This window comes from Spiroplasma endosymbiont of Tiphia femorata, assembly GCF_964020225.1.
Classification (GTDB): Bacteria; Bacillota_I; Bacilli_A; order Mycoplasmatales; family VBWQ01; genus Spiroplasma_E.
Genome location: NZ_OZ026544.1, coordinates 1,055,920 through 1,069,787 on the forward strand (window position 1 = coordinate 1,055,920; position 13,868 = coordinate 1,069,787).

The 13,868-nt window shown below is 21.4% G+C and carries 21 protein-coding genes; 18 read left to right on the forward strand and 3 right to left on the reverse strand.

What is annotated here, in order from left to right:
- Window positions 1–32: 32 nt before the first annotated feature.
- From AACK83_RS06580 to alaS, 3 genes are all read right to left on the reverse strand, one after another.
- A complete protein-coding gene (locus tag AACK83_RS06580; RefSeq protein WP_338957126.1) occupies window positions 33–164 on the reverse strand; it encodes a hypothetical protein in 132 nt (43 codons plus the stop codon).
- A gap of 107 nt (window positions 165–271) precedes the next feature.
- Window positions 272–1,396, reverse strand: a complete 1,125-nt coding sequence (locus AACK83_RS06585; RefSeq protein WP_338957128.1) for a DUF3626 domain-containing protein — start codon at window positions 1,394–1,396, stop codon at window positions 272–274.
- A gap of 409 nt (window positions 1,397–1,805) precedes the next feature.
- The gene (gene alaS / locus AACK83_RS06590) at window positions 1,806–4,532 is read right to left on the reverse strand and encodes an alanine--tRNA ligase (protein ID WP_338957131.1); all 2,727 of its coding nucleotides are present in this window, start codon (window positions 4,530–4,532) and stop codon (window positions 1,806–1,808) included.
- An 892-nt stretch (window positions 4,533–5,424) separates the two neighbouring features.
- Here alaS and AACK83_RS06595 point away from each other — a divergent pair.
- The 18 genes from AACK83_RS06595 (at window position 5,425) to AACK83_RS06680 (ending at window position 13,865) form a co-directional block, all read left to right on the forward strand.
- Entirely contained in the window at window positions 5,425–5,715 is a 291-nt protein-coding gene (locus tag AACK83_RS06595; RefSeq protein WP_338957133.1) for a hypothetical protein, read from the forward strand.
- Between the two features lie 338 nt (window positions 5,716–6,053).
- Complete coding sequence (locus AACK83_RS06600; RefSeq protein WP_338957136.1) at window positions 6,054–7,181, forward strand: hypothetical protein; 1,128 nt, start codon at window positions 6,054–6,056, stop codon at window positions 7,179–7,181.
- 70 nt (window positions 7,182–7,251) lie between these two features.
- Entirely contained in the window at window positions 7,252–7,941 is a 690-nt protein-coding gene (locus tag AACK83_RS06605; protein ID WP_338957139.1) for a hypothetical protein, read from the forward strand.
- Between the two features lie 506 nt (window positions 7,942–8,447).
- Window positions 8,448–8,768 carry a hypothetical protein gene (locus AACK83_RS06610; RefSeq protein WP_338957142.1) on the forward strand — a complete coding sequence of 107 codons (321 nt, stop codon included), beginning with the start codon at window positions 8,448–8,450 and terminating at the stop codon, window positions 8,766–8,768.
- A 653-nt stretch (window positions 8,769–9,421) separates the two neighbouring features.
- Complete coding sequence (locus AACK83_RS06615; protein ID WP_338957035.1) at window positions 9,422–9,565, forward strand: hypothetical protein; 144 nt, start codon at window positions 9,422–9,424, stop codon at window positions 9,563–9,565.
- 14 nt (window positions 9,566–9,579) lie between these two features.
- Window positions 9,580–9,732: a hypothetical protein gene (locus AACK83_RS06620; protein ID WP_338957033.1), complete on the forward strand. Its 153-nt coding sequence runs from the start codon at window positions 9,580–9,582 to the stop codon at window positions 9,730–9,732.
- A gap of 16 nt (window positions 9,733–9,748) precedes the next feature.
- Complete coding sequence (locus AACK83_RS06625) at window positions 9,749–10,156, forward strand: hypothetical protein (protein WP_338957031.1); 408 nt, start codon at window positions 9,749–9,751, stop codon at window positions 10,154–10,156.
- A 3-nt stretch (window positions 10,157–10,159) separates the two neighbouring features.
- The gene (locus AACK83_RS06630; protein WP_338957028.1) at window positions 10,160–10,597 is read left to right on the forward strand and encodes a hypothetical protein; all 438 of its coding nucleotides are present in this window, start codon (window positions 10,160–10,162) and stop codon (window positions 10,595–10,597) included.
- Complete coding sequence (locus AACK83_RS06635) at window positions 10,587–10,880, forward strand: hypothetical protein (protein ID WP_338956663.1); 294 nt, start codon at window positions 10,587–10,589, stop codon at window positions 10,878–10,880. The genes AACK83_RS06630 and AACK83_RS06635 overlap by 11 nt, the downstream gene beginning before the upstream one ends.
- Before the next feature lie 3 nt (window positions 10,881–10,883).
- Entirely contained in the window at window positions 10,884–11,027 is a 144-nt protein-coding gene (locus tag AACK83_RS06640) for a hypothetical protein (RefSeq protein WP_338957025.1), read from the forward strand.
- Between the two features lie 221 nt (window positions 11,028–11,248).
- The gene (locus AACK83_RS06645) at window positions 11,249–11,503 is read left to right on the forward strand and encodes a hypothetical protein (protein ID WP_338956667.1); all 255 of its coding nucleotides are present in this window, start codon (window positions 11,249–11,251) and stop codon (window positions 11,501–11,503) included.
- The gene (locus tag AACK83_RS06650; RefSeq protein ID WP_286640816.1) at window positions 11,503–11,748 is read left to right on the forward strand and encodes a hypothetical protein; all 246 of its coding nucleotides are present in this window, start codon (window positions 11,503–11,505) and stop codon (window positions 11,746–11,748) included. The genes AACK83_RS06645 and AACK83_RS06650 overlap by 1 nt, the downstream gene beginning before the upstream one ends.
- Before the next feature lie 121 nt (window positions 11,749–11,869).
- Entirely contained in the window at window positions 11,870–12,070 is a 201-nt protein-coding gene (locus AACK83_RS06655; RefSeq protein ID WP_338957016.1) for a hypothetical protein, read from the forward strand.
- Window positions 12,057–12,866 (forward strand): hypothetical protein, encoded by an 810-nt coding sequence (locus tag AACK83_RS06660; RefSeq protein ID WP_338957014.1) that lies wholly within the window; start codon window positions 12,057–12,059, stop codon window positions 12,864–12,866. Before AACK83_RS06655 ends, AACK83_RS06660 begins: the two co-directional genes overlap by 14 nt.
- Window positions 12,867–12,881: 15 nt before the next feature.
- On the forward strand, window positions 12,882–13,040 hold the full coding sequence (locus tag AACK83_RS06665; protein ID WP_338957013.1) for a hypothetical protein: 159 nt from the start codon (window positions 12,882–12,884) through the stop codon (window positions 13,038–13,040).
- Between the two features lie 41 nt (window positions 13,041–13,081).
- Complete coding sequence (locus AACK83_RS06670) at window positions 13,082–13,270, forward strand: hypothetical protein (protein ID WP_338957011.1); 189 nt, start codon at window positions 13,082–13,084, stop codon at window positions 13,268–13,270.
- A gap of 17 nt (window positions 13,271–13,287) precedes the next feature.
- Window positions 13,288–13,473, forward strand: a complete 186-nt coding sequence (locus AACK83_RS06675; RefSeq protein WP_174480219.1) for a hypothetical protein — start codon at window positions 13,288–13,290, stop codon at window positions 13,471–13,473.
- A 17-nt stretch (window positions 13,474–13,490) separates the two neighbouring features.
- Window positions 13,491–13,865, forward strand: coding sequence for a hypothetical protein (locus AACK83_RS06680; RefSeq protein WP_338957002.1), 375 nt, complete (start codon window positions 13,491–13,493; stop codon window positions 13,863–13,865).
- Window positions 13,866–13,868 lie beyond the last annotated feature (3 nt).

The window sequence follows — 13,868 nt, forward strand, 5'->3', positions numbered from 1 at the left end:
TGAATTTGAATAACTGTTTAAAAAGGGATTATTTAATTCTTCATCATTTGCTGATTGTTTATCAATTTTTTTTCATCAGTTACTTTTTGATCTTGTAATAATGGCATAGTTTCCGTTGAAATTAATGGTGAATGTGGTGTTTCATTATTTTTTATCTCTAACAACAAATTTTTAATTTCAATATTTTTAGCATTTATTATTTCTTTAATTTCTTTATTTTTATTAATACATCCAAAACTAAAAACTTTAATAACAAAATTTAAAATTGGATTTATCTTTTTTTCTCTAACTTGACAATATCACTTTTTAATTTTGTTATTTTTTCTTGTTTTAATGATAATTTATCTTCTAAATGTCTTTCTTCTTGTTTTATTTTATATTCTTCTTCAGTTATGAATATAATAAATGAAGATCCTAAACATGAGTTTATTTCATTTATTTTTTCTAATATTTGTTTTTGTTTATTAGGTGGATGAGTATCAAATTCCGCTTTTGATAAGCAAATTTGTTTTATATCACGTGCAAATAAGATTCTAGAATAAACATGAGCCTCTATATAATTTCCTTCACTTTTACCATAATTACGATGAGGAACAAAATTTTTTCCATTAGCTTTATTAATTAAACTTTCTAAACAATTATATCCAAATAAATCATTTTGACAATATCTTATCAATCTTGGGAAGTGTAAAAAAGTAGATATTTTATCTTTTAATTTCCCACCACTGAACGTAGGTGGTGAATACGTATCATAAGGACTATATGTACAATTATGTTTTACATAATCTTTTAGTATAATAAAAGATTTTCCATACATAGGAGCTCCACCCATAGGATTTTCCAAAAAATCTAATGCTGCATAGCAAGGTCTACTTGTTCACTGAAAATTAGCACTTCTTTTTGTTTGATCGCCAGTAGGGGTTGAAAAACGTCCAAATTTTTCATACTTACTATTATCAAATAATTGATTTAGATAAAATGCAACTTCCTCTATACTTGCTCGACCTACATTATAGTTAGAAATTTCATTTGGTTTTTCCTTATAAGCAAAACAGTTTAAAACCTCTGGTCATTTATTATTAATATCGTATATTTTTGAAAAATCAAAATTAATTGTTAACCTTGATGATTGTAATATTTTAGTAATCTTTTCTAATAAATCTTTTGCATTTTCTTGACTCATCTTGCATTTTTTAGATAATATTTTTAAAGCAGATTCATAATCTTCTTGTTGAGAGGATTCGCATAGTTCATAAATTTGATGTAAAATTTCACTTCTAAACAATTGACCATAAATCTCTTTTTTTAATCTTTCTTCATCTTTTGAATTATTTGATGAAGTTGAAGGCAAACCACCATTAATATGTGATAAATCAGATTGTTTGTTATATGTCATAATATTTATCTCCTCTATACTTAAGATGGACATTTGAAATCTATTTTATTGGTTTAAGCAATAGAGTATTTCTAATACACCTATTGTATTTTTTATGTTTTTTATTTATTAAATACAATAAAAACTCATTTATTTTTAAATTAAAATAATGAGTTAAAAAACCAATATTTAGTTTACACTTAGTTATTTTATTAAATTTTAGAAAAAATACAAGTTATTAATTAAAAAATGTATTTTTTCTAAAATTATTATCACTACTATTTTCTATATTTCATCAATAAGAAATTATAAAAGATTATGCAATTACTGTAATAATGTTATATATGATTGTAAAACATTATTGATGTTGAACATATATTATTGTATATCATATAATATTTATATAAATTAATACATATAAGCATTAAGTTTAATATATAATTTTATTAATTTCTTTTTCTGTAATAAACTTATCAATCTTCCCTTGCGCTAAGATTGGGCTACCGCCACCCTTACCATTATATGTTTTTAATATTTTTTGTAAAATATTATTACTTTGATACTGTTTATTATTATGCAATTCTTTACTTGAAGCAACTAATACTAAATATTCTTGATTATTAATTTTATTAATAAAAATAATAATAATATTTTGATATTGATTACGATAATGTTCAATTATTTCTCTTAATGTTTTAATATCTAAATTTTCAAAATTTGCAATTAATAGTTTATAAATATTTTCATTTTTTGGAACTAAAGTTAAATATTTTTTCACTATCTTCTGACGATTTAATTCTTCAAAATTAATTTGTCATTTTTTAAATAAACCATGTAATTCTAGTAATAACATTTTTCCTTTTCTTCAATCAGCAGCTACCACTTTTAAATTATTAATAGCATCATATATTTTTTCAATTTCTTCTTCTTGCATACAATTATCTTTATTTTTTTGATATTGAATAAATAAACTATTGCTTTGTTCTTTAATCATCATTATTTGTTGTGTTAAGTATTCATTAATAGTTTTTAATGATGTTAAAGCATGAATTCGATAAGAACCAGATCCTTTTGACTCAACATTAGTTATTAATAATTGTTCTACTTCTTGTGAATTATAACAATGAGTACCCCCACAAAGTTCAATTGAAAAATCACCAAACTTAATTACTCGAACTTTTTCTTCATATTTTTCACCAAAAAAAGCTAAAGCTCCAATTTTGATTGCTTCTTCATATGTACAATAAATAATTTCACAAGGATATTTACCTTTAATTCATTTACTTACTTGTTGTTCTATACTTATAATTTGTTCTAAAGTTAACATTTCATAATGACTAAAATCTAATCGTAAATATTGATAATTATTAAAACTTCCAGATTGCATAACATGTAAACCTAATAATTTTCTTAAAGCAGCATGTAATAAATGAGTTCCTGAATGATTTTTTCTTGTATAAAAACGATGTGAACTATTAATTTGTGCTTTAACAATTTCTGTTTGTGTTAATTCACCTTTTACTTCCACTTGATGAATATGCTGTTTTTGTGGTCCTTGTTGTACATCAATAACAGAGGCCGTTCCATTTTCTCCTTTGATAATACCATCATCAGATGCTTGCCCCCCCTTTTCTGCATAAAAAGGTGTTTCATTTAAAATTAAATAACCTTTTTCATTTTTTAAAAATTTTACCTCATGCTCTGATTTAAACATAAAAACAATATTTGTATTTATTTGTTCTTTATCATAACCAACAAAGGTTGAAGGAACTTTTAAATTAGTTAGTAATGAAGATTGAATTGTTAATGCTTGATGATTAATTCTTACCTTTCTTGTATTATCTTTACTGTTATCCAATAACTTTTGAAAACCTTTTAAATCAACAGTCGCATTTTCTTCATTTGCAATCTCTAATGTTAATTCAATAGGATAACCATAGGTATCAAATAATTTAAAAGCCGCAGTTGCATCTACTTTTTTATTATCTTTAATAACTTGTAATAATAATTGTTTTCCTGTTATCAATGTTGTTCAAAATTTTAATTCTTCGATTTTAATAATATTAGTTACTAAATCGACTTTTTTATGTAATTCTTGATAATGTTGACCCATAACTTTGATAATAATTGAAACTAACTTAAACAAAAATGGTTCATTAATATTAAGTTTTTGTCCATATACAACAGCTCTTCTAATCAATCTTCGTAATACATAACCACGATCTTTATTACTAGGAAAAACACCATCACTAATTGCAAAAACTAAGCAACGAATATGATCAGCAATAATTTTAAATGCAGTATTAATAGTTTTTTGTTTAATCTCTTGTGTAAAATAATTATTAATATCATAACGAAAATTTGTCAATTTTTCACATTCATGAATAATATTTTGAAATAAATCAGTATCAAAGTTAGTTGGCACATCTTGTAAAATTGCTACTAGTCTTTCTAATCCTGCACCAGTATCAATATTTTTTCTTGGTAAATCAGTATAATTATTTTTGCCATCATTATTAAATTGTGAAAAAACAATATTTCAAATTTCAATATAACGATCATTTTCAATATCATCTTTTAATAATTTAATACCAATATTTTTAGGATCATATTTAATACCACGATCATAATAAATTTCAGTATTAGGACCACAAGGACCTTGACCCATATCTCAAAAGTTAGTAGATCTTGTACCTTTAATAATACGTTCTTTTGGTAATTTAATAATATTTAATCATAAATTATATGTTTCTTCATCTTCATTAAAAACTGTTACATATAATAAATTAGCATCTAAATTTAATCACTTTTTACTAGTTAAAAATTCTCATCCTCAAACAATAGCTTCTTTTTTAAAATAATCACCAATTGAAAAATTACCTAACATTTCAAAAAAAGTTTGATGTCTTGCTGTAATACCAATATTTTCAATATCATTAGTTCTAATTGCTTTTTGTGAATTTGCTAATCTTTTAGCAATTGGGGTTTGTCGTCCATCAAAATATGGTTTTAATGTAGCAACTCCAGAATTAATCCACAATAGTGAAGGATCATCATTTGGAACAAGTGATGCACTTTCTAAAATGTGATGATCATAACTTTTAAAAAAATTTAATCAAGTTGTTCTAACTTTATCTGTTGTTCATTTTATTGACATAATAATTTCTCCTCAAAATAATAAAAATTCCTATCAAAATAGGAACGTTTTTTAACGCGGTACCATCCTAATTCACTTACAAAGTAAATGCACTTAATTAATGATTAAAATTGTTAAATTAGGAGCTTCTAATTAATAATGGTTAAGTGCTTACACTATTCACTCTCGCTGAAAACTAATTATTATTAATTATACTTATCTAATTTAGATTAATATAAATATTAATTTCAATTTTAATATTAACCATAAATATTAGTTATTACAAGCAAAAAGATAAAATTATGAAATATTTTTATAAATTAAAAAGAAAAAAATATTAATTATTAACTTTATAGAATAAAAATTACAAGAAAGATTTTTTCTATTTAATCAAAAATATAATTTAACTGGTATTTTTTTTATTGTATATTCATTTTTTCAGATATAAACTTTAGTTAAGATTTGCTTAGAGTAATTTTTAAAAAATAAAAATTTATTATTAAATTATATAAAATTAATTCATTTAATTCAATATTATTTACTATTTAATATAGTAACTAATTTAATATATTAATGCATTTTTTATATTTTTAAATCTATAATTTTGAACAAAAAAATATTTTAAGTAAATCTTAAATATAAAAAATAAAAATGATAATTAATTGAAATTTTACAATTAAATCTAACATTAAAAATTTTATTAATTTATTAAAATTAATCTTTGTAAGAACAATAACTATTAAATTACTATTCATTTTTTTAAAATGAAATTTTAAACAATTGAATTTATTTATTATTTCAAAAAACAAAAAAATAATTTAATTTCTACTCTAAATTTGTGTTTTATTAACATATTACTATAAAAGGAGTCCAAAAATAAATCAAATTAATAAATAAAAAGGAGACAAATTTTATGTCAAGTAAACTAAATAATAATGAAATAGATAATACAATAAATGAATTTGAAGAAACTGAAGAGGAAGAAAAAGAAAATGTTGACACAGAATTAGAAAAAATTAAACAAGAAAAAGAAGAAATTCAATCTAAATTAAATGAAACACAAATTAAATTAGAAGAAGCTAACAAAGAAATCGAACAACTATTAGAAGAAATTGAAAACAGTAAAGATAGTGAACAACTACAAGAACTAAAAAATAAACTAGAAAATACAGAACTAGAAAAAAAGCAATTGAAAATAAATTAAATGAAATAGAATCTAAGTTAGAAGAAGCCAATAAAGAAATCGAACAACTAAAAGAAAATAAAACCGAAGATGAATTAAAAAATATTGAAAAAATAGAACAATTAGAAAAAAAACTAGCAGAGACAGAACTTGAAAAAAAAGAAATAGAAAATAAATTAGAAGAAACCAATAAAGAAAAAGAAGAAATTCAATCTAAATTAAATGAAACACAAATTAAATTAGAAGAAGCTAACAAAGAAATTGAACAACTAAAAGAAGAAAACAAAAACACTAACGATAATGAAAAAATACAAGAACTAAAAAATAAACTAGAAAAAACTCAAAATGCAAAAGAAGAAATGCAAACTAAATTGAATGAAGCTAGTAAAGAGATCCAAAAACTATTAGAAGAAATTGAAAACACTACCGATAATGATAAACTACAAGAACTAAAAAATAAACTAGAAGAAACTAACAAAGCAAAAGTAGAAATGCAAACTAAATTAGAAGAAGCTAATAAAGAAGTCCAAAAACTATTAGAAGAAATTGAAAACACTACCGATAATGATAAACTACAAGAACTAAAAAATAAATTAGAAGAATTAGAAAAAAAACTAGCAGACACAGAAGTTGCTAACAAAGAAATAGAAAATAAATTAGAAGAAACTAACAAGGCTAAAGAAGAAATAGAATCTAAGTTAGAAGAAGCCAATAAAGAAATCGAACAACTAAAAGAAGAAATTGAAAACACTAACGATAATGAAAAAATACAAGAACTAAAAAATAAATTAGAAGAATTAGAAAAAAAAGTAGCAGACACAGAAGTTGCAAAAAAAGAAATAGAAATTAAATTAGAAGAAACTAATAAAGTAAAAGAAGAAATAGAATCTAAGTTAGAAGAAGCTAACAAAGAAATCGAACAACTAAAAGAAGAAAGCAAAAACACTAACGATAATGAAAAAATACAAGAACTAAAAAATAAAATAGAAGAAACTAACAAAGCTAAAGAAGAAATGCAAACTAAGTTGAATGAAGCCAATAAAGAAATTCAAGCATTATTAAACGAAATTGAAGAAATACAAGAACTAAAAAATAAGTTAGAAGAAGCTAACAAAGAAATCGAACAACTAAAAGAACAGATTAATGGTAAAAAAAGTGATGAAGAACTAAAAAATATTAAAAAAAGAGAAGAATTAGAAAAAAAATTAATAGAATTAGAAAAAAAATTATCAAAAAAAGAACTAGAAATTGAAGAAATAAAAACTAATTCAGACACAATAGAAAATATTGAAGATCATATTGAAGAAAAAGAAGCAATTGAAAAACAAATACAAAATATTAAAGATCAAATAAATAAATTAATTGAAGAAGAAAAAAATAGAGTTCATTTAATCAATTGTCAAGATCTATTAAAACAATTAAATGATATAAAAGATTCAATAAAAAATAATTATGAAATGATAGAAAAACTTAATCAAAAAAAATAATAATGATAAATCAAAACAAGAGTTTGATGAAACAATACAACAAGAAATCAAACAATTATTACAAATATTAGTGGAAAATGAAAATACTATTAATGAATATCAAAAGAAAATTGAAAACCTTAAAAATAATAAAAATAATTGTGATAAAGAAAATAAAGGAATTGAATTTTATCAAAATTTAATAAATGATAAAAATAATGAAATATTAAAAATTCACGAAAGAATTAATCTATTAAAAAATACTAAAAATTGTAATAATAATGAAAATGACATTAATTGTTGCAAAGAAATTAAAGAAAAACTAGCACAATTGGTTGATATAGAAGATGAAAAAATGAAAAAAATTGATCAAATTTATCAATGACAAAAAAATGAAAATGAAAAAGAAATTTGAAAAGAAATTGATGAACTAGCAAAAACAATTGATGAACTAAAAAAACAAAAAGAAAATATTATTCCTGACGAAATTAAAGAAAAAATATCAAAAATTGAAAATATAAATAATGAAATTCTTGATAATAATCACCAAATTTGTCTATTAGAAAAAGAACTAAATCAAGATCCAAATAATGAAAGTATAAAAGATTTTATTAAAAATCTAATAGAAATAAATGATAAACTTGCTGATGACAAAAATACAATTATTAATAAAAACAATGAAAACGAAAAAATTATTACACAATTAAAAGAAATTGAAAAAAAACTAGAACAAAAAACAAATAGAAAAAAAGAATTAGAACAACAATTAACACAGAAATAAAAATATTTAAAATAAGATTTTTAAAGATTAGTATAAGAAAAATTATCAAAAATATAATACAAAAAACTAAAGATAAAACACAAGAAAAACTAATAACTATGAGATTTTATTTACTATTAGAATTAATTAAATATTTAGTTTAATCTTGTGTTTTATCAACTTATTTTTCATAAAGGAGAAAAAACTAATATGAAAGAATTAACTAATGAAAATGAAAAACTAAGTAACGAAAAAATAGAATTACTTAAAAGACAATTAAAAGAACTTGAAAAAAACTAACAATCAAAGAAATAGAAATTGAAGAAATAAAAAATAATCCAGATACAATAGAAAACATTGATTATCATATTGAAGAAAAAGAAGCTATTGAAAAACAAGTTCAAAATGTTAAACATCAAATAAATAAATTAATTGAAGAAGAAAAAAATAGAATACGTCTAATTAATTGTCAAAACCTATTAAAACAATTAAATGATATAAAAGATTCAATCAAAATTAACTATGAAATGATAGAAAAAATTAATCAAAAAAATAATAATAAACAAGAACAAGAATTTGATAAAACAATACAATTAGAAATAAAACAACTACTAAAAATATTAGAAGAAACCGAAAATACTATTAATGAATATCAAAAGAAAATTGAAGACCTTAAAAATAATAAAAATAATTGTGATAAAGAAAATAAAGGAATTGAATTTTATCAAAATTTAATAAATGCTAAAAATAATGAAATATTAAAAACTCAAGAAAGAATCAATCTATTAAAAAGCACTAAGAATTGTAATCAAGAATTATGGGATGTTCCCAAAAACGTAGGAAGATAAATTACTAGATAAATAAATTCTTTTGAATATTACCATTTCAAAATGATGATAGACAAATTAAATTCTCTTTTACCCTTAAATTTATATTCGACGTATTTTAAAAAATATAGATTTTATAAGATAAAATAAAAATTATTCTCAAAGGAAAAAGACAAGAAATAATCTTGTCTTTTTTTGTAATTGTAAAATTTTAAAATTTTTATTATTAACACCCTTTAAATATCTACTACACGCAGTGACCAAGTAGGAGAAAGTTAATAATTAATAACCCTCTTTAACACTATTATCAACACGTGTTAGGGAATTAAAACAGTGAACTACAACACAGTTGTTAAAAATAGTGGCCAAAACATGTGGACTTGCATGGATAAATAAAAAGTGGAGTGATACCTAATAAAATATACTAACCAGTAATGGTAATTCTTGGGGTGGGAGCGAATTGGAAACTAGTATATATAGACCTACTAGGGAACCTACTATATTAATTCTATTCTTTATTTAACCAACCTTGCCACCCCCCAGTGAGCAAGCGTTGGTTTTATTTTTTTTGAAAATTTTTTTGGGCGAAAAAATAAATTTCAAACTTGTAAAAAAAATTGAGCGGTGCCGGTTCAATTAAAATATTAATTTGTTTAACACAAATTAAATAAATATTGAATCGAATGCCTCGATTTCTTTTTAAAATTTCACAATTTATTTTTGAGCCCAGAATTTCTGGAATGAATAAAACTAATAGTATTAATAATATAAAAATAAAAATATATATTCTTTATGCTACAAGCAACAGAATATATTAGAAAAGAAAGTAAAAATGGAAGAAAAAGAAAAGAAAGAATTAATAGAACAAAAAATCAAAATAGCAAAAGAACATCAAAAAAAGTGATTAAAAATAAAAATAATTATTACTTTAATTTCAACTTTAATTGGATTAATAATTTTATTAATTACTGTAAGTAAAAATTAAAGAAATAAATAAAATTATGAATATTAATGAAAATAAAAAATGTGAATTAAGAATTTGTAAAAATAAAGTTTGAAAAGATTGTATTAATAATTCTACTAAAACTATTAAATATAAAAATTGACCAATACCTTATTTAATATGTGACAGTTGTTATCACAAACTACCTAAATACCTTAAACAAACAGCAAAAATAATTGAAAAGGATATTTTGATTATGAATAAAACTAAAAAAAGAAGAAAAAGATGTGTTGAATGTAATGAATTATATGAAGATAACAAAATCAATATGCTTTATCACTTTAAAACAGAATTAGAAGCAGAACAACATAATACTAAAAAATATGAAGATAATTATGATATTGAAAAACATTTAGATTATACAAAATCATATGGATATGTTTGTGATTGATGTAGAGATGATTAATAAATGCAATACGAATTAATCATTGGTATTGACCCTGCTGGTATTGGTAATAATGGAATTGTTATATACTCAAATGAAACTAATAATATTATTTTTAATGAAACATTTAAAGCAAAAACAGTTTTAGAAAGTAAAAATATATATAAAGAATATTTTAAATTAATTAAAAAACAATTTAAAAATAAAAAAATATTAGTTATTGTAGAAAATTTCTTTTTAAGTTCAAAACAGTTATTAACTAATCCATTAGCAACACCAAAAGTTATTGGTGCTTTAATGATATTAGTACAAGATGTTATGAACTGAGATTATCATGAAAATGAACCAAAAAACAAAAATAAAATAGAAGATTATAAAGGAAATATAAAATTTACAAAACATGAACAAGATGCTTATAAACATATTCAATATTATTTAAGGAATTATAAAAATGAAAAATAAAGAAAATTACGTTAAATTAACAGTAAAACTTAGTAATACTATTGAAGTAAAATATCATGAAAAAGGTAATAAACAATTATATTATACTGTTCGTGGTCAATGAAATGGATTAAACTATGTTACTTTAATTTTTAATAACCCAAAATTTTATAAACGATGTATTTTATTAAACAAAAATGATGAAATTATAGTAACTGGTCAAATCTTTAATACTTTAAATATTCCTAAAAATCGTGCATTTTGTTCAATTAATGTTAAATGATTTAAAAAATGAAAGGAATAAATAATGAATTTTGATGAATGATACATGAAAAAAATAAAAGAAACTTTAAAAATTATTGAAAGTGATAGTTATAAAGAAGAACTAAAAAAACATAATGAAATCATTGAAAAACATAAAAATTTAATGAAAGAACTAAATAATGAATAAAGAAAAATTAATTAATTATATTAAAAAACAACAAAAATTCTATAACGGTACAGAAATAGATTTGATACTTGATATTTTATTGTAAAAAATAATTAATGGTGAATTTAATAATGAATAAATGTAAAAAATGTAATAAAAGAATCTGATTAAGTAAAAATTGATGTATGACATGTTTAGAAATAATAGTTAATAATTTAAATAAAAATAAGGAGAAATAGATAGTGAATAAAGACCAAGAAATTATTAATGAATATAATAAAAAACGTAATAAAGAAATAACTGAAGAACATTTATATAATATAGAAAAATTAAGAGAAGAGTTTAAACAAAAAGTAATTAATAAATATAATGAAAAATTAATTATCTGATTGAATAAGCAAATTAGTATTTGTTTATGTGATTCATTAAAAGAAGCAGGTAAACTTACTGCTTATTATAAATTAATTGAGTTTATAGAAAATGGAGAACTTCATTAATGATAATATTACCTACTTTGTTTGAAAATAAAGATGAAATTGAAATATTATCACCATTTCCAAAAGCAATTCATACAAGTAATGATATTAGAGCAATTATTTTAAGACAATATCCAAATGTTAAATCAAAACACATAATTGTTTCTGACCCCGAAAGTAATGTTGCATTAATAGTTGGTGATAATGATGTTTATCAAGGTTGAATTAAAGTAACAGTTAAAAAATTAGAAATTAAAGGAGAATAAACAAATGCAAAAGGAAAAAATTAAAATTAGAAATTATGAATTTGAATTAAATTCTTATGTAGTAGATTCCTTATTAGATGTTATAAGAGAACTGATAAAAACAAATAAAGGAGAATAAATTATGTTAGATGAAATTTTAAAAGTAATTTTTGATAGAGCAGATAAAAAAGAATTAATTAATATGATAGAAAGATTAATTCTTTGTACTAATAATAGAAAAGAAACAAAAAAATGACTTATTAGAGAATTTGATAAAAATAATTATGTTTTAGAAAAATTATTACAATTAGAAATACAAGGAGAAAAAAATGGAAACAAATAATTATACTTTAACTAAATTAATTAGAACTGGTATAAGTCCTATTTGTGCAATGATTGGTACAAGTGCTTATTATGGTCAAGTAATTGCAAATCCAATATTAGGTTCAATTAATAGTTTATTATTTGGTAAAAAATTAGGTTTAGATATATGAAATTTAAATCAAAGACCAAATACAAAAACTAAATTAATTAATAGTTCTAAAAAAATTATTTTAGGTTTAGGAACAATTGGTTTAGCAAATTATAGTAAATGAACAGAAAATAATATTAATCCTATTATTCCAACAACACCAACTCCAATAACTACTACAACTACAACAGAAGGTCCTCCATGATTACTATTAAATAAACAAGAAAATCAGTCATTAATGGATTGAGATACATATATTAGTTTAAATGCTTATGGTATATCAAATCTTATTAGTGGAATTCTAGAATTAATACCTAATAAATTTGAAGCAATAAGAAAAATTTGTAATATGGCAACTGGTGGATGTTTAATATCAAGTGATGTTGCTATGGGTATTAATAATGATTTTAATAATTCTTATGCAGTACCTACCATAATTGCTGGTGTAAGTGAAATTATCCATAATTTACTTCCAATAGAAACAAATCATAATAGAGAAATGCAAGAAACTTCATTTACAAATGAAACTGCAAGATTAATAAATGATAATAGATTTACTATTAATAGTGAAACATCAAGTCAATATGGTAGTGGTAATATAAGCGAAGCACTATTAAATAATGATAATGCTTCATTAAATTGAGATTATAATCACATGAGTTTATAAAGGAGGTGAAAAATAATGAATAAAGAAAAATTACTTGAATATTACAATGATAAATTAAAACAACATGAAAAAGATTTACAAGAAATACGACTGAATGAAGGTATAGCTAAAAATATTTTAATAGACACAAAATATATGATTGAAAAAATTAATAAAGGTGAATTTGATGAATAATCAAAAATAAAAAAATAAAAAATTGAAAGGAAAATATAAAAATGAAAGAATTTTTAAAAGCACTTGAAACAATTGGAATAAGCACTGGTATATTAATTTGCAGAGAAATTATTGTTTTATTAAAACGATTTATTACAACTCCAAAACATGTTAGAGCAAATAACAAAATTATCAAACATCAAAAAAAATTAGCAAAATTAAATGAAAAGATTAATAAAGAAAATAAATAATAAAGGAGAAAAATAATATGACAAAAATTGAATTTAATGAAAAATATAGAAAACAAGATATCAGTATTGATAGAGATTTTGATTTACATATTGATAATTGTTTTAAATTTTCTGATATCAATACATTAGAAAATGCTGTTAATGATTATAAAAAACTAATAAGTGAAATGCCACAATTAGTTAAAGATTGATTATTGGGATAAGATTAGGAGAATGTTAAATGTTAGAAAATGAAAATAATGTTCAACAAACAACTGAACCTTTAACTGAAAATAATGCTCAACAAGAAATAGAAAATAAAGTTAATGAAGCAGAAAATAAGTTAAATAAACTTAATCAAGAAATTAAAGAAAAAGAAATAATTAATATATTTAAAAAATATCAAGTTAAAAGTGAATTTTATGATTTTTTAAAATTTAAAACTAATAATTTAGAAAATTCAAAAATTGAAGAAACTATTAAAAAAATCATTAAAGAACAACCAGTATTTAAAGAAACAATTAATACAGGTGGCAAACCACAAACAATAATAACAAATCAACCAAGTTCAATAAAAAGTACATTATTGGATTATAAAAAAAATAATAATTTATAACAG